The sequence below is a fragment of the Porphyromonas gingivalis ATCC 33277 genome (assembly GCF_000010505.1).
GTDB classification, from domain to species: Bacteria; Bacteroidota; Bacteroidia; order Bacteroidales; family Porphyromonadaceae; genus Porphyromonas; species Porphyromonas gingivalis.
Map to the genome: position 1 here is coordinate 1,203,413 of NC_010729.1, position 15,440 is coordinate 1,218,852.

Sequence of the window (15,440 nt, forward strand, 5' to 3'; positions counted from 1 at the left end):
CAGAGTTGCTGAATGAAACACATTTGCAATTATCATCTTAATCATAAACAATCTTATTCTAATTAGGATTATGGAAAATATCGATTGGTCATCGCTCTCATTCGGTTATAGGAAGACCGACTACAACGTGCGCTGTTACTATCGCAACGGCAAGTGGGGAGAGCTTGAAGTATCCTCAGAGGAAACGATCACGATGCACATGGCTGCCACTTGTCTCCACTACGGACAGGAAGCATTCGAAGGGATGAAGGCTTTCCGTGGCAAAGATGGCAAGATCCGCCTCTTCCGCATGGATGAGAATGCCAAGCGCATGAACAGATCATGCCAAGGTGTGGTAATGGCCGAGCTGCCGCAGGAAATCTTCGAAGCAGCTGTAATCAAGGCCGTAAAGATGAACGAGCGTTTCGTTCCTCCTTACGAAAGCGGAGCTTCTCTTTACATCCGTCCGCTTCTTATCGGACTGGGTGCACAAGTGGGTGTGAAGCCGGCTCCCGAGTATCTCTTCATCGTCTTTGTAACGCCCGTAGGGCCGTATTTCAAAGAAGGATTCAAACCGACCAAGATGGCCATCTTCCGCGACTATGACCGTGCAGCTCCTCTGGGTACGGGTACGATCAAAGTGGGCGGTAACTATGCAGCCGGTATGATCCCCACAGTGAAAGCTCACGAAATGGGCTACTCTGCAGCTATCTTCTTGGATGCCAAAGAAAAGAAGTACATAGACGAAGCCGGTCCGGCCAACTTCTTCGCCATCAAGAACAATACTTATATCACTCCCGAATCCAGCTCTATCCTGCCCTCTATCACAAACAAGAGTCTGATGCAGGTGGCTCAGGATCTGGGTCTGAAGGTAGAGCGTCGTCCGGTAGCCGAAGAAGAGCTTGCTACTTTCGAAGAAGCAGGTGCTTGTGGTACGGCAGCCGTGATAAGCCCTATCTCCGAGATAGACGACTTGGAGAACAACAAACAGTACGTCATCAGCAAGGACGGCAAACCGGGTCCGTGGTGTGAAAAGCTCTATCACGAACTTCGTGCCATCCAGTATGGCGACAAGCCCGACACTCATGGTTGGGTGACAATCCTCGACTAATACTTAAAAACGTCTATTCGCTTACAAGAAAGGCATCGCAACCGGCCCCCGTAGTGGGAGGTTGCGATGCCTTTCTTTATTCCTTATAAGTAAACCCTAAAAGGGTAGATTATAATGCTCTATAAGGTTCATTCCTTACAGAACATTTCACGATCCTTGATTTTCTTCGGATCCGTGTAGAACTTCTCCCACCATGGTTTCTCATCCTTCGTGCGAGGAGCTTTCGTCAAAAACAATCTCATATTATCTTCTTCCGCCTGTGCCAGATTCACCCTGAAGTGGTAGTGATCAAAGATCCGCAAAGCTTCTATCATATAAGATATGGCTACTTTCCGATCCTTGATGAGCAGGAGATTCTCTCCGTTCTTACGGTCTGCAGTACCGGAAAAATTGTATGATCCCAGATAGACACGGGCAGTAGGCTTATCGAAGTCAATTACTATAAACTTGTGGTGCATACGTGTACCGCCACCTCCGGTCGGTTCTGATTTGAATGGCTCCGGCATGTTTTTACTGATAGCTTGCGGATACACAGGCATAAGATTGCCATTGGGCTTTTGCAGATTGAGTCCTCCCATTCTTTTATCCGAGATACCATAGACGAATACATCGTCTTTCTCCAACACACGTACTATTTCTTCCTTAAGAGAACCGGTCGTCTGCGCCAGGAAAGCCAGTGAATAGAAGAGACTCGACTCAGTATTAGCGACATCTGACGCAATAGCATCCAACAAAGCATTGTCTTTGGAATGCGGAGAGAAAGATACTTGAGCATCTATACCCGAAAGATTCAGATCATTCCACTGAGCAGAACTTGTCTTGCCGAATCGCGGTGTCGAACAATTCCAATAATTCTCAAAAGCATCCCAAAACGGTTTTATAGCCTCCTCTCCTCGAACGACAACAACATTATTGGACTGCACATACAAACCTCGCCAAGTGAAATTAGTAGATCCACAGACAGCAGCTTTTACCTTAGAGCCGTTCACCACAATCGTTTTGTTGTGCTGCAATTGTCCCATGTGCTGTCGTTTCGCCTTACCATTGGTCGAAGAAAGCAGCCTTTCAAAGGCGATGCTTTCAGCCGAATCGTGTTCGTTATGTTCCGCACTATCGTCGATGATAATGGAAAGCCTTTCTCCCAATTGTATAAATCGCTCCACGACAGCGGGAAGATTGAAGTCGAACGCCACGACCCTTACTTCGGCCGTTCGATCAGCTATAGCTTCGTCTAAAAGACGGAGCAAAGCCTCTACAGCATCGAACCCCATCCAAGAGAGTGCAGTGGGAGCTTTCGGGTGAGTAGGTACAAAGTCGATTCCCGACTTCGAGTCCTTCGGCAACAATGCTGCCACTCCTCCTCCATCCGAAAATCTATCGACAAAAGCCTGAGACGAAATGAATCCGCGAGTGAATGCCACATCAAGACAGTCCGGGTAGGTCTCGCGATGCAATACTACTTCCACTCGCTGCTCCTCCCCATAACTCAATTCATCATAATAGTTCATAAAAACGGGTTTTACCACATAGACGAAAGCTCCGTTTTTATCTGCATTGCGAGGAAAGTGTACCCAGCGAAACATTTGGAAAGGAGACAAAAGGGAGGACTTGGCCACTTTACACACAGTTCCATCCTGATTGAGGAAAGAAAGCCTGTTCTTCAAAGCATAGTAGCGATCGCCATCCGGCTCCTTGTACTCTATGGAAAAACCGACAAAATCCCGAGGGGGACGCCCCTTTTTCCAATTCATGGCCAAAAGAACCATGCCGTCTCCTCTATATACTTTCAAGGAAAATACAGCCTTTTCGTTTTTACCGGTCAAAATAAAATCTTCTGAATACTGTCCCATAATCATATTTGTTAATGGTCAAATATAATGAAAGATTGTTTTGAAAACCAATATGAACTGTTGCATGGGAGTTTCATTGAGCTCTTTTGCTGCAGAGCTGATTCTTAGTGTCTTCGGGAAAGATCAAACCTCCGGTATATGGACATCGAGCAAACAGAAATTTCCCCAAGTTTCTTTCAGAGGTGGATACTTGAGGTTCGCAGAGACTCACATGAAGCACTCCTTTTTTCGTCAAATCAATGCTTGTGCCGATAGGTGAGAAACAAGAAATGATTGTCAGCTGTTTCTTGCTTCCTGCACGATGCAGGACGCGATTGTCGGCTGATTCTTGCTTCCTGCACGATGCAGGACGCGATTGTCAGCTGATTCTTGCTTCCTGCACGATGCAGGACGCGATTGTCAGTTGATTCTTGCTTCCTGCACGATGCAGGACGCGATTGTCAGCTGATTCTTGCTTCCTGCACGATGCAGGACGTGATTGTCAGCTGATTCTTGCTTCCTGCACGATGCAGGACGCGATTGTCAGCTGATTCTTGCTTCCTGCACGATGCAGGACGTGATTGTCAGCTGATTCTTGCTTCCTGCACGATGCAGGACGCGATTGTCAGCTGATTCTTGCTTCCTGCACGATGCAGGACGTGATTGTCAGCTGATTCTTGCTTCCTGCACGATGCAGGACGCGATTGTCAGCTGATTCTGCTCCCATCAATGCGCTAACTATCAGCTGTTTGCAACTATTTTATAGGACTTTCATTGAAGTCTTTTGCCGCAGAGCTGATTCTTAAGTGTTTTTCAGATTACTTGAGGTTTGCAGAGAGATCGCATGAAGCTCTCCTTTCTTCGTCAAATCAATGCTTGTGTCTGTCTTGATCAATATGAGAGGGGGGTTATTGTGCAACGGTCTCTTTAATAATAAATTGTATTTCTCGTTTATTCATTGGTTTAGTTAGTATTTTTGCGCTATCATGAGATTATCAGAATTACATACGGGCTATCAAGCAGTAATCGTACGAGTAGAAGGTCGCGGGGTATTCCGCAAACGGATTTTAGAAATGGGATTTGTGCACGGCAAGACGATTACCGTCGTCCAGTGTGCCCCATTGCGGGATCCGGTCTATTATCGCATCATGGACTACAATGTCTCTTTACGGAGAGAGGATGCAGCCAAAATAGAAGTGGAGCTCATATCCTCGAATGCGACTTCTTCACCGGCAAGCAATGACATAGGAGAGCAATCCGCAAATCCCGATTCGAACGAATCCATTCCAACAAATCCGACAGAGGATATTTCAGCGAAGACAAAATCGGAAATAGAGATCGAAGTCAAGCCGAACGGACATGTAATACGCGTTGCCCTGATAGGAAATCCCAACTGCGGTAAGACCTCCATATTCAACCGCGCCAGCGGTGCCCATGAACATGTGGGGAACTATAGCGGTGTGACGGTAGAAGCGAAAGAAGGTCTCTTCCGGCACGGGGACTACAAGATAGAGATTATCGACCTGCCCGGCACCTACTCTCTTTCTCCATACAGTCCTGAAGAACTGTATATTCGCCAATATCTAAGCGAGGAAACCCGTCCCGATCTGGTGCTGAATGTAGTAGACACCTGTAATCTGGAGCGCAATCTTTACCTGACCCTCCAGCTCAAAGAAATGGGCTTGCCAGTCGTCATCGCACTGAATATGTTCGATGAGTTCGAGAAAAAAGGCGACACCTTTGACTATCCTGCCCTGTCCGCCATGCTCGGTATCCCCATGGTTCCGACGGTGGGGCGAACGGGACAAGGCCTGCCAGAACTTTTCGATACGCTTATCTCCATTCATGAAGGACGAAACAAAATCATACGTCCCATTCGTATCAACTATGGCAGCATCATAGAACCGGCCGTAGAAGCTCTGACTGAGAAAATAAACAATCAGCTCTCTCTACCCTATTCTCTTCCGGCACGCTATATAGCAGTCAAGCTGCTGGAAGGCGATAAGGAGATGAACCGCTTCGTAGGCGAACGGCCCAAAGGTCTTTTCATCCTTTCGGCCCGGGACTTCGCTCTACGGGAGATCGACGAACATCTGACAGTGGCGAGCGATGCCGAAAGCATTATCACGGATCAGCGATATGGATTCATCGCAGGAGCCCTCAAAGAAACATACCGGAGCAGCTACAAACAGCTCAAGACCCTGACCGATAAGATCGATCATATCGTCACCCATCGCATCTTGGGTTTCCCTCTCTTCCTTTTATTCATGTTTATCATGTTCGAGGCTACGTTCGTTCTCGGCCAGTATCCGATGGACTGGATCGAAGCAGGTGTAGGTTGGATAGGTAGCATGGTAAATACCTTCATGCCCGATGGTTCGTTCAAGGATCTGATCGTGGACGGAGTGATAGGAGGCGTAGGCGGTGTAATCGTCTTCCTGCCGAGCATCCTCATCCTCTACTTCTTCATTTCGCTGATGGAAGACAGCGGCTATATGGCACGTGCAGCCTTCATTATGGACAAGATCATGCACCGAATGGGGCTGCATGGCAAATCGTTCATCCCCCTTATCATGGGATTCGGCTGTAACGTTCCCGCCATTATGGCTACTCGCACGATCGAAAGCAAACAAAGTCGCATGATCACCATGCTCGTAACGCCCCTGATGAGTTGCAGTGCCCGTCTGCCGGTCTATTTGCTTTTGGCCGGTGCATTCTTCCCCGATTCGGCCGGCTTGGTGCTTTTCGGATTGTATTTTCTGGGTATTCTATTGGCCGTATTATTGGCACGTCTTTTCAAAAAAACACTTTTCAAGGTAGAAGACGTTCCCTTCGTCATGGAACTCCCCCCCTATTGTATGCCGACCTCTCGCTCTGTAATCGTACACATGTGGAATAAGGCAGCACAATATCTGCGCAAAATGGGTAGCATCATCCTGCTTGCTTCGATCGTCATTTGGTTCCTCAGCTATTACCCTCGCTACTCTGAAGAGGCAGTACTGATCTCCCAAATCGAACAAATAGAGGGTAATCCGCAGCTTGACGAAGAGAAGAAGACATCTCAGATAGAAGAGTTGAATCGCAAAGCGCATATCGAACAGCAAGAACAATCCTACATCGGACGATTCGGCAAAGCCGTTCAACCCGTATTGGCACCGATCGGTTTCGATTGGAAAATGAGTGTAAGCTTGCTGACAGGTATGGCAGCCAAGGAGGTCGTAGTGAGCACCCTCGGTGTCATCTATACGGGCGACAGTGACGACAGCGACGAAGCCGCCCGGCGACTGGGCGAACGCATACGAGAGGATCGCGATGCAGAGGGCAACCATACATTCTCTCCCATCATCGCTCTGGCACTGATGGCTTTCGTGCTGATTTATTTTCCGTGCATCGCTACGGTGGTGGCCATCGGACGTGAAAGCGGACATTGGAAGTGGGCAGTTTTCTCCATTATATACTCCTGCTCGTTGGCATGGATCGTATCATTCCTTATCTATCGGATAGGAATACTTTTCTTCTGAACCGTATAAGCCCATAGATATGATACAGAATATCCTCACAGCCATAACGGGTATTGTCGTCCTCGGCCTGATTATTTATCGTTTGGTTCGTCTCTGGAAGCGAAAAGATTCGGGTGGTGCATGCTCCGGTTGTTCATCCAAATCCGATTGTGCCTTATCTTCCAAGGCGACAGAGAAGAAGAACAATCCATCATCCCTCAAATAAAACTCTCATGAAAACAGGACGGCAATACTATCCCCTCAGTATCCGGCAGCGAATCTTCTCTATCCTCATTATTTTATTGATAGTCTTTGCTCCAATACCGGCTTGGTACAACGGCATGTGGGTTTTGGTAGCTGCCTTGTGGGTTATCATTCTTCCTGCTGTAGGATGGAGCATAGCTATCATTCCACGCTATACAGAGGTGACAGAGGAACAAATAATCGTCAAGCAAATATGGGGGCAACTGGTCTTCGACAGGAAGGAAATGGAAATAGTGCCCATCGGCAAGGACGATCTCAAAAGCTCGCTTCGCACATTCGGCAATGGAGGTCTATTCGGCTATGCCGGTTATTTCCGGAATAAGAAACTGGGGAAGTACCGTATGTATGTAACGCGCTTGAAAGACTTATCGCTGCTCACGGATCGCAACGGCAAGAAAACGGTGATCAACCTGCGACAGGTATAACCCATATAGCCGGCCGAATCGTCATCATCAACGTGAGTCCGCCACAAGGGTACCCTTATCTCATCATAATTCGCTTTTAGTTTACGCGCCCAAAATTTGTGGCTTATCACCCCTGAAAACGTGGCGCGTAAACTTTTTTGTTTTGGCGCGAGAAATAAATAATTCCCGCGCCAGAACGAAAAACATCTCGCGCCAAAACGGGAAAATTCTCGCGCGACTTTTCAGGAAAAACACGCGTCACTTTTTTATACTGACGACTGACGTGTACTGAAAAAATGAGGCTTGAGGAGGTCAAAAAAAAGCAGTAATTGTGAAGAAACATCGGACCGTTTCCGATCAGTTTTACGCCAAGATCGATATTGCAACATTGTAATTTCAAATAGTGTCGTTTCCTGATTTCGGTTGACTCTTGGGAGTCAATCCTGAGGTCGCTTGCTTAATGTTGCACCGGTGGGTGGAATCTGCAGGTTGATCACAATGAAGAGAGTAACGAAAAGTTATTGTAACTTTGCCGTGCTTTTGAGAGATATGACCATATAATGTCCAATCTATTAGCAACAAGACGATTAAAAAACAAATGGAAAACTTAAAGAACATTCAGCCCAGAGAGGATTTCAACTGGGAAGAGTTTGAGGCCGGTGGCGTCCATGCTGCCGTGAGTCGTCAGGAGCAGGAAGCTGCTTATGACAAAACGCTCAATACCATCAAGGAAAAGGAAGTGGTAATGGGTAGGGTAACTGCTATCAACAAGCGTGAAGTGGTTATCAATGTAGGGTACAAATCGGAAGGTGTGGTACCTGCAACAGAATTCCGCTACAATCCCGAACTCAAAGTGGGAGACGAAGTGGAAGTATATATCGAGAATCAGGAAGATAAGAAGGGCCAGCTCGTCTTGTCTCACCGCAAGGCTCGTGCCGCTCGCTCTTGGGAGCGCGTAAACGAGGCTCTCGAAAAAGACGAAATCGTAAAGGGCTATGTGAAGTGTCGTACCAAGGGTGGTATGATCGTCGATGTATTCGGTATCGAGGCGTTCCTCCCGGGATCACAGATCGACGTGCGCCCCATTCGCGACTACGATGCATTCGTTGAGAAGACGATGGAGTTCAAGATTGTGAAAATCAATCAAGAATACAAGAATGTAGTTGTTTCTCACAAGGTGCTTATCGAAGCAGAGCTCGAACAACAGAAGAAAGAAATCATCGGCAAGCTCGAAAAAGGACAGGTACTCGAAGGTATCGTCAAGAATATTACTTCTTACGGAGTATTTATCGACCTCGGTGGAGTGGATGGTCTTATCCATATCACTGACCTTTCTTGGGGTCGTGTGGCTCATCCGGAAGAAATCGTACAGCTGGATCAGAAGATCAATGTCGTTATCCTCGACTTTGATGAAGATCGCAAGCGTATCGCTCTCGGACTCAAACAGCTGATGCCTCATCCTTGGGATGCTCTCGACAGCGAGCTTAAGGTAGGCGATAAGGTGAAGGGTAAAGTTGTGGTGATGGCAGATTACGGTGCATTCGTTGAGATTGCACAGGGCGTTGAGGGTCTTATCCATGTGAGCGAAATGTCATGGACACAGCACTTGCGTTCTGCTCAGGACTTCCTGCATGTAGGCGACGAAGTGGAAGCCGTAATCCTGACGCTCGACCGCGAAGAACGCAAGATGTCGCTCGGTCTGAAGCAACTCAAGCCGGATCCCTGGGCTGATATCGAAACTCGTTTCCCTGTAGGCTCTCGTCACCATGCTCGTGTTCGCAACTTCACCAATTTCGGTGTATTCGTTGAGATCGAAGAGGGCGTAGATGGCCTTATCCATATTTCCGACCTTTCTTGGACGAAGAAGATCAAACACCCCAGCGAGTTTACGGAAGTAGGTGCTGATATCGAAGTTCAGGTAATCGAGATCGACAAGGAAAACCGTCGTCTCAGCTTGGGTCACAAACAGTTGGAAGAGAATCCTTGGGATGTATTCGAGACGGTATTCACTGTAGGATCTATCCACGAAGGAACGGTAATCGAAGTGATGGACAAGGGTGCTGTCGTTTCTCTGCCTTACGGTGTGGAAGGTTTTGCCACTCCGAAGCACATGGTGAAGGAAGATGGCTCACAGGCTGTACTCGAAGAGAAGTTACCTTTCAAGGTTATTGAGTTCAATAAGGATGCCAAGCGAATCATTGTATCTCATAGCCGTGTATTCGAAGATGAGCAGAAAATGGCTCAGCGTGAAGCCAATGCAGAGCGTAAGGCTGAAGCCAAAGCGGCTCAGAAAGAAGCAGCTGCCGAAGCTGCCAATCCTGCACAGGCTGTAGAGAAAGCCACTCTCGGAGACCTCGGCGAATTGGCCGCTTTGAAAGAAAAGCTTTCAGAAAACTAAAAACTACTACGGATCATACGCGCTTTTGGGCGTATGATCCACTTTATAAGAGAGGCTGTGCCGAAGTGTTTTCGGCACAGCCTCTCTTATATTCACTTGGCCCACTTAGTCCTGAGATAATATTAACGTCAGTTCGGCGTAAGAAAACGCCAATGTATTCATTCCCTGATTAGCGGTTAACGCACTAATATTTTGGATGTTATAGGTTGTTCCGTTCAGGCAATTGTATAGGGGGCAATCCTGCTTCTGCTTGGATCGGACCAACATTGAAATTCGGATTGCTTTTGACCGAATGTTGCAGTCCGCACAGGGAGATGGGCTATACCACAAGGCAGATGGCGGTACACCGTAGAGGATAACGGGCTATCCCGTACGGCTCTTCGAGCTACGCTGTAGAGCTCTTCGAGGTACGCTCTACAGCGTAGCGAGCCGAGCCGTAGAGTTCCGCTCCGGGAGCCGTAGAGGTAGGTGGCCGAGCTGAGCCGTAGAGCCCGGCGCAGCGAGCCCTACAGCGTAGCTCGAAGAGCTGTAGAGCGCAGCTCGGTACGCTCTACGGCGCAGCCCGAGTCGCTGTAGGGCGTAGCTCGCCCCCCTTCGGAGTATGTTCCGAACGGCTATAAAACAATGCGGATTCGATCTGAAGAAAAATATGCAATATGCTGTTTGTCAGCGTATTTCATTTCTCGGTTGAGAGATTTCAGCTTCGAGAAGCTCCGACGTCCAATGAGACGTCAAACATAAAAAAGTAACGCAATAGGATCAAGGGACGAGTACGTTAGATGTGGCCAAAAGGATTACAACGTACCCTTAGCTCCAATTCATGAAAAATATTTGTCGGTGGGGTTTAAGATTTACCGAAAGAAGGTGAAATTGACAGAACCGTAGGCTCTATGTTCCTCGAATCGGGGATGTTCTGTAAAGCTGAAATCCTTAGGGTGCTCGAGAATGAAAAGCCCGTCTTCAGCCAGTATGTTACTTTCTAATACTTTGGTCGGTAGCTGCTCCAGCTCTGTCAAGGCGTAGGGTGGATCGGCAAAGACTAAGTCATAGCGGTGGCATGCTTTGTTGCGTTCCAGAAATAAAAATACATCCGTCTCGAAGACTCTCCAGCAGTTTTCTTCGTTCAGATGCTTAATGAGGTTGCGAATAAAGGCTGCATGCTCACGGCGTTTTTCTATGGAAGTGACGGATGAACAACCCCGAGATACTAATTCCAATGCTATACTCCCCGTGCCGGAGAATAGGTCGATAGCCGAAAGTCCTTCGAAATCGAAACGGTTGGATAGGATGTTGAAGAGGTTCTCTTTGGCAAAATCCGTTGTGGGACGGGCGTTGAAGCTTTTGGGTACATCGAAACGCCTGTGTCCGTATTTACCTCTGATTACACGCATAGGGAAAGAAGTGGAGGAGAGAGTTCGAGTATGGCGTTACACCGGCTCTTTGCACAGTTCGATATGGCGGAAGAACGGCTCCAATATTTGCCTGAGATCTTCCTTTCCGACAGAGTGGTCGCGGACATTTTGTTGGATACAGATAACGATACGGTCATGCTCTATATCCAACCGTAAGCTCTTCCAGACGGTGACCAGATAGAAAAGGACTTCCTCCTCGATGGAGCGAACGCCTTGGTTGTCCGTGAGGCTGTATGTATTGGCAAAGAGCAGACTACCTCCTTCGAATACGAAGAGGTCGAGTTTGTCATGCCGGAGATTGAGGGCAACTCTTTTGGCCGTATGTTGCCTGCTCTGTCGCTCCGTTTCTTTGAAAAAGGGGATAAAGCCGGGGGTGAACTCTGTTCCGATCTGTGTCCTTCTTAGAAATTCATAGAGAGGCTTGTCCCAAGCCAAAATCAGCATCTTATCCTGATGAGGCAGGTTGTACTCCATGACGGCTACGCCCTTGCCTTCGTCCGGCAGGTGGACGGCAGTCCTCAGCCAATAGTCGGCTCTACCCTCTTCGTACAAAGCGCGAGGAATAAGAACGTACGAATCCGGACGATAGCTGACATGTACGCGACGATATGGGAAAGTGAGATGCTGGTAATGGAAAAAAAGTTCTTTTACGGCGGCGCAATAGTCTTCCGCTCCCGAATCGAACGGGTAGGTGCATGTGCTGCATGCCTTGCCCTCTGTATCGGAGAGGCTAAAAACAAGTCCATCCGATAGGAATCGGATGGACATATCGTAGCTTTCTGCAGTGTGAGCAGAGAGGGTAGCCGGAATATCGGAAGCAGGGATTTCCACGCACTATGCTTCCGAGATTATTCCCAGTTACCGGTATTCTTCACTTCTTTCAGCGATCCGATGCGAAGGCCAGCATATCCATTGGTACGGGCTTCTGCATCGTTTATTTTCATCTTCAGACGAATCTGATCCTGATCGCTGAGGTAGTCGACGAAAGGTACCGATGCCTGAAATACGGATACATCTATAGTGTCCCGACCTATCTCCTGTTGGATGGAGCCTACCTCAACCAAAATCTTTTTGCCGGCAAAACCGGGAATGTCCAAGACCGTATTGGGGTCAATACCTTTGAGCAGAGAGTCCTTGGCTGCTACCCACACCGTATCGCGTTTGAGCAAGCCTGCACGAGCTGCCTGTGCTTCGGTCATTCCTTTGTCGCGCATGTCGTCGGTGTATTCGCCTTCGGCATTCACGTAGTAGACACGGCCGTTAGCGAGGAAGCTTACCAATTCATCTGCTGTGGCATAGCGACCATACATGCTTTCGAATGCAGCTTGATAGTCAGCTATATTTTTCAGCTTCTTTTGGATAGCTGTTTCACGACTGGCCTGAATCTTGTCGAAACTAACGGGGGTATATATGCTCATCACGGTGAGATATGCCAACACCACGACTGCTACAGCCACCAAAATCTTGATTAAAGTCTTCATCGTTATCTTACTTTGTTTTTGTATTAAAATCTCTTCTAAAGACGCTTCCTAATTCGTATTGCCCCACCGAATCCGAGGATATCGTTCAAAGGAAGTAACTTAGTCCCCGCAAATATACGATTTGTATAAAGATGGACAATTATTTGGCCGAGCAAATATTGAAAAATTTGCCGTTTACCCCGACACAAAGCCAAGATTCGGCTATTCGATCTTTGGCAAAGTATCTGTTCGACAGGGAACCTTATTCGGTTTTTTTGCTTCGCGGATATGCCGGTACGGGTAAGACACAGCTTATCGCTTCTGTGGTGCAGACTATTCTCGAGCAGGGAGCAGATTGTGAACTGCTGGCACCGACCGGACGTGCAGCCAAGGTACTGACGACCTATACACGACATCAGGCTTATACCATTCATCGTCAGATCTATCAGGCCACGGCCGCCGGAATAGAAGAAGGAGGTGCTTACAGGATCCGCCGCAGTAGCGGACGGAGTACAGTGTTCATCGTGGACGAATCCTCCATGATCGGGAATGAAAGCGTCGAGCCTACGCCCTTTGGCTCGGGCAGTCTGCTGAACGATTTACTGGCGTACGTGAACGAAACGGATGGTTGCCGTCTGATTCTGGCCGGAGATATGGCACAGCTTCCGCCGGTCAGCAGTGTGGTGAGTCCGGCATTGGATGCCGGAGTAATGGAAACTTCCTACGGATTGCGTATACATGAATGTACACTGACCGAGGTGGTACGTCAGCAGAAAGAATCCGCCATTCTCTCTCTGGCCACGAGCCTACGCCGTTTACTTTCCAATGGTATTTCGGAAAAAATCAAGTTGAACATAAGGGATTCGGGAGATGTGTCGGCTATTTCCGGCACTGAACTGATAGAAGCACTGGATGCTTCGTTTCGGACTGTAGGCATGGACGAGACCATTATTGTCAGCTATTCCAATAAACGTGCTTTGGCCTATAATCTGGGCATCCGCAGTCAGGTATTGTACTACGAAGAAGAGTTGGTTCGGGGCGATCGATTGGTGGTGACGCGGAATAACTATCGTTATTGTGACAGGCGAGACAAGACAGACTTCGTTGCCAATGGAGAGATCGTGGAGATTTTGCGGTTGGGCAAACGATACGAGCTGTACGGATTTAGATTTGCCGATGCTACCATCAGCCTTGTGGAGCAAGGGCGCGAGATAGAAGCAAGATTGCTCCTCGATGGACTGACAGCCGAAACAGCCGGCTTGACTCATGCACAAAGACAAAAACTGTATGATGCAGTTGCTGAGGACTATAATTCTATGGCAAGTATCCCGGCCAGACGCAAAGCGATCAAAGAGGATGCTTTCTTTTCGGCCTTGGAAGTAAAGTATGCCTATGCCATCACCTGCCACAAAGCGCAGGGAGGACAGTGGAAACATGTCTATGTAGATATGGGTATGCTCAGTTATCTGCCTCATGACGAGCAACTCTGTCGTTGGCTGTATACGGCAGTTACCCGAGCTTCGGAGCGACTCTTTCTGGTCAATACTCCGAAGGATATGCTCCCATAAGAGGGGAAAAAGCTCCTTACAAATGGAAGTAGAGACCTATACTCACCAATTCGTTCACCTGCCAATACGTTCCTTTACCGTCCGGCAGCGATACGCTGTCGTCATAGCGCAGGTATAGATATATACGGGTACTCAGCAGTTTGGAGAGCGACAGGTTGAGGGCATTTTCAAATTCTGCCACCGTATTATCGTATGTGGTATTGGCATACAGGCGCGACTGCCAACTCAGACGACTATCGAAGTTCCATACGAGTTCGGCTTTTATGGCCGAACCCAATTCGTGTACGATGGTCTTTCCTTCGGGAAAGCCGTGGCGAGCCAAGTCTATATCGTCTCTGATCGACCATTTGAGGATGTACGAGAGGGGAGATAGGAACAGTCCCAGTTTGGCGGACTTGCCATAGACTTTTTTACTTTTTGTATCCAGTTCGTACTTCATACCGATACCGGAATTGAAGATCATCGGAGCAAGGAATGAAGATTGCTTTTTTAGGCTGTTTTCAGCTCGATTGGTAAATAGCTGTGTACGCATTTCCGCATCGAAAGAATAGTACCACTGCTTGAAAGCCTTATAGCCGAAGTTGGAACGCAGGCGGAGCAAATCCTCGGCCACTCGATAGCGATTGACCGTGTCTTTGGCTGCATTGAAGACACTTAGTTTGTTTTCCAACTCATTTTTCCAGCGAATCTTCTTATTGCGATATTGGCGGACGATCAGATTGCCGAACATGATATTCAGGTTGCTCGATCCTCCTTTGTACCAGTTTTCGGAAATGTAGTTCTGAGAGAACTGCAGCATAGTCTCCATGCTGAAAAACCAGTAGCGGGGTTTGAGTTCGATTCCGCGGATTTTTTCCGGCCTGATTATTCTGTCGGATAAGGCTCCCCCATCGATGAGCTGAATGTTTTGTGGTTTTATATAGGAATAATCCGGTGCGAAAGGTTCCAATTCCGTACGGCTATATGTGAAAAGATCCAATCGGCGATACTGCAGTTCGGTCAGGACTCTGCGTGTCAATTCCACTTCTGCAATCATGTCGCTCAGATCCGGTACGGGAAGAGGTTCTGTCCGGCGGACTTGTTGCAAACGCGAGGGTATCTCAGGCATGGTGATTTGCCACAGTCCTGCTGCTAACGGACCGGAAGAATTTTCGGCTACGAGCGGTAGTTGCAGATAGTTCATCAGCAGGCGGCCGGAGACTATCGGAGATGTCGGGAGGCTGTCTGTGTCGGCTAACGGAGGATTTTGCAGTTGGGACAGTGGAAGCACAGGCTTCGTGGCCATCGCACCGGTAGCTCCCATAAAGCAACAGAACAGGAATATGGAGAGGAGATATCTTATCTTCATTGTAGTCAAAAACAGTTTTTATATAACCATTTTATGCGGGCAAAGTTATACTATTCTTTATTTTCCTTTTTGGGGGAATTTTCTACAACAGGATAAGATCATATTTTTACGCTTTGTATCCTGTTTTTTGAAAAAGTAAACCCCGAGAGTTTTTATTTGACTCTCGG

General features: G+C 47.9%; 13 protein-coding genes. 7 read left to right on the top strand and 6 right to left on the bottom strand.

Annotated features, from left to right (window positions below; all coding sequences use genetic code 11):
• Positions 1 to 70 precede the first annotated feature (70 nt).
• Positions 71 to 1,090: a branched-chain amino acid aminotransferase gene (locus tag PGN_RS05180; RefSeq protein ID WP_012458011.1), complete on the top strand. Its 1,020-nt coding sequence runs from the start codon at positions 71 to 73 to the stop codon at positions 1,088 to 1,090.
• 128 nt (positions 1,091 to 1,218) lie between these two features.
• Here PGN_RS05180 and PGN_RS05185 read toward each other — a convergent pair whose 3' ends face one another.
• The gene (locus PGN_RS05185; protein ID WP_012458012.1) at positions 1,219 to 2,940 is read right to left on the bottom strand and encodes a phospholipase D-like domain-containing protein; all 1,722 of its coding nucleotides are present in this window, start codon (positions 2,938 to 2,940) and stop codon (positions 1,219 to 1,221) included.
• A 965-nt stretch (positions 2,941 to 3,905) separates the two neighbouring features.
• On the opposite strand from PGN_RS05185, the gene feoB reads away from it, so the two are divergent.
• Genes feoB through PGN_RS05205 form a run of 3 tightly spaced genes read left to right on the top strand, consistent with a single transcriptional unit; the run spans position 3,906 to position 7,108 of the window.
• Positions 3,906 to 6,440 carry a ferrous iron transport protein B gene (feoB, locus tag PGN_RS05195; RefSeq protein WP_012458016.1) on the top strand — a complete coding sequence of 845 codons (2,535 nt, stop codon included), beginning with the start codon at positions 3,906 to 3,908 and terminating at the stop codon, positions 6,438 to 6,440.
• Positions 6,441 to 6,459: 19 nt separating this feature from the next.
• The gene (locus PGN_RS05200) at positions 6,460 to 6,645 is read left to right on the top strand and encodes a FeoB-associated Cys-rich membrane protein (RefSeq protein ID WP_004585566.1); all 186 of its coding nucleotides are present in this window, start codon (positions 6,460 to 6,462) and stop codon (positions 6,643 to 6,645) included.
• Between the two features lie 7 nt (positions 6,646 to 6,652).
• Positions 6,653 to 7,108: a PH domain-containing protein gene (locus PGN_RS05205; protein WP_012458017.1), complete on the top strand. Its 456-nt coding sequence runs from the start codon at positions 6,653 to 6,655 to the stop codon at positions 7,106 to 7,108.
• Between the two features lie 81 nt (positions 7,109 to 7,189).
• Here the strand turns inward: PGN_RS05205 and PGN_RS12375 are convergent, their stop codons facing one another.
• Complete coding sequence (locus PGN_RS12375; RefSeq protein WP_143733998.1) at positions 7,190 to 7,294, bottom strand: DUF1661 domain-containing protein; 105 nt, start codon at positions 7,292 to 7,294, stop codon at positions 7,190 to 7,192.
• Between PGN_RS12375 and PGN_RS12380 the strand changes: the two genes are divergently transcribed.
• Both PGN_RS12380 and rpsA read left to right on the top strand, forming a co-directional pair.
• Positions 7,270 to 7,362, top strand: a complete 93-nt coding sequence (locus PGN_RS12380; protein WP_394797973.1) for a DUF1661 domain-containing protein — start codon at positions 7,270 to 7,272, stop codon at positions 7,360 to 7,362. The genes PGN_RS12375 and PGN_RS12380 overlap by 25 nt on opposite strands.
• 323 nt (positions 7,363 to 7,685) lie before the next feature.
• Positions 7,686 to 9,485, top strand: coding sequence for a 30S ribosomal protein S1 (rpsA, locus tag PGN_RS05210; protein ID WP_004585564.1), 1,800 nt, complete (start codon positions 7,686 to 7,688; stop codon positions 9,483 to 9,485).
• An 851-nt stretch (positions 9,486 to 10,336) separates the two neighbouring features.
• Here rpsA and PGN_RS05215 read toward each other — a convergent pair.
• From PGN_RS05215 to PGN_RS05225, 3 genes are read right to left on the bottom strand one after another with little or no spacing between them, the layout of a single operon-like run.
• The gene (locus PGN_RS05215; RefSeq protein WP_012458018.1) at positions 10,337 to 10,876 is read right to left on the bottom strand and encodes an RsmD family RNA methyltransferase; all 540 of its coding nucleotides are present in this window, start codon (positions 10,874 to 10,876) and stop codon (positions 10,337 to 10,339) included.
• A gap of 36 nt (positions 10,877 to 10,912) precedes the next feature.
• The gene (locus PGN_RS05220; RefSeq protein WP_012458019.1) at positions 10,913 to 11,728 is read right to left on the bottom strand and encodes a DUF3822 family protein; all 816 of its coding nucleotides are present in this window, start codon (positions 11,726 to 11,728) and stop codon (positions 10,913 to 10,915) included.
• Between the two features lie 17 nt (positions 11,729 to 11,745).
• Positions 11,746 to 12,378 (bottom strand): hypothetical protein, encoded by a 633-nt coding sequence (locus PGN_RS05225; RefSeq protein ID WP_004585558.1) that lies wholly within the window; start codon positions 12,376 to 12,378, stop codon positions 11,746 to 11,748.
• Positions 12,379 to 12,509: 131 nt separating this feature from the next.
• On the opposite strand from PGN_RS05225, the gene PGN_RS05230 reads away from it, so the two are divergent.
• On the top strand, positions 12,510 to 13,925 hold the full coding sequence (locus PGN_RS05230; protein ID WP_012458020.1) for an ATP-dependent DNA helicase: 1,416 nt from the start codon (positions 12,510 to 12,512) through the stop codon (positions 13,923 to 13,925).
• A gap of 16 nt (positions 13,926 to 13,941) precedes the next feature.
• On the opposite strand, the gene PGN_RS05235 is transcribed toward PGN_RS05230, so the two are convergent.
• Positions 13,942 to 15,273: a DUF3078 domain-containing protein gene (locus tag PGN_RS05235; protein WP_012458021.1), complete on the bottom strand. Its 1,332-nt coding sequence runs from the start codon at positions 15,271 to 15,273 to the stop codon at positions 13,942 to 13,944.
• Between the last annotated feature and the right edge of the window lie 167 nt (positions 15,274 to 15,440).

What these genes read in the sequence shown, in the direction of transcription:
- PGN_RS05180 (WP_012458011.1), top strand. Translation starts at nt 71, where the DNA reads ATGGAAAATATCGATTGGTCATCGCTCTCATTCGGTTATAGGAAGACC.
- PGN_RS05185 (WP_012458012.1), bottom strand. Translation starts at nt 2,940, where the DNA reads ATGGGACAGTATTCAGAAGATTTTATTTTGACCGGTAAAAACGAAAAG.
- feoB (WP_012458016.1), top strand. Translation starts at nt 3,906, where the DNA reads ATGAGATTATCAGAATTACATACGGGCTATCAAGCAGTAATCGTACGA.
- PGN_RS05200 (WP_004585566.1), top strand. Translation starts at nt 6,460, where the DNA reads ATGATACAGAATATCCTCACAGCCATAACGGGTATTGTCGTCCTCGGC.
- PGN_RS05205 (WP_012458017.1), top strand. Translation starts at nt 6,653, where the DNA reads ATGAAAACAGGACGGCAATACTATCCCCTCAGTATCCGGCAGCGAATC.
- PGN_RS12375 (WP_143733998.1), bottom strand. Translation starts at nt 7,294, where the DNA reads ATGTTTTTCGTTCTGGCGCGGGAATTATTTATTTCTCGCGCCAAAACA.
- rpsA (WP_004585564.1), top strand. Translation starts at nt 7,686, where the DNA reads ATGGAAAACTTAAAGAACATTCAGCCCAGAGAGGATTTCAACTGGGAA.
- PGN_RS05215 (WP_012458018.1), bottom strand. Translation starts at nt 10,876, where the DNA reads ATGCGTGTAATCAGAGGTAAATACGGACACAGGCGTTTCGATGTACCC.
- PGN_RS05225 (WP_004585558.1), bottom strand. Translation starts at nt 12,378, where the DNA reads ATGAAGACTTTAATCAAGATTTTGGTGGCTGTAGCAGTCGTGGTGTTG.
- PGN_RS05230 (WP_012458020.1), top strand. Translation starts at nt 12,510, where the DNA reads ATGGACAATTATTTGGCCGAGCAAATATTGAAAAATTTGCCGTTTACC.
- PGN_RS05235 (WP_012458021.1), bottom strand. Translation starts at nt 15,273, where the DNA reads ATGAAGATAAGATATCTCCTCTCCATATTCCTGTTCTGTTGCTTTATG.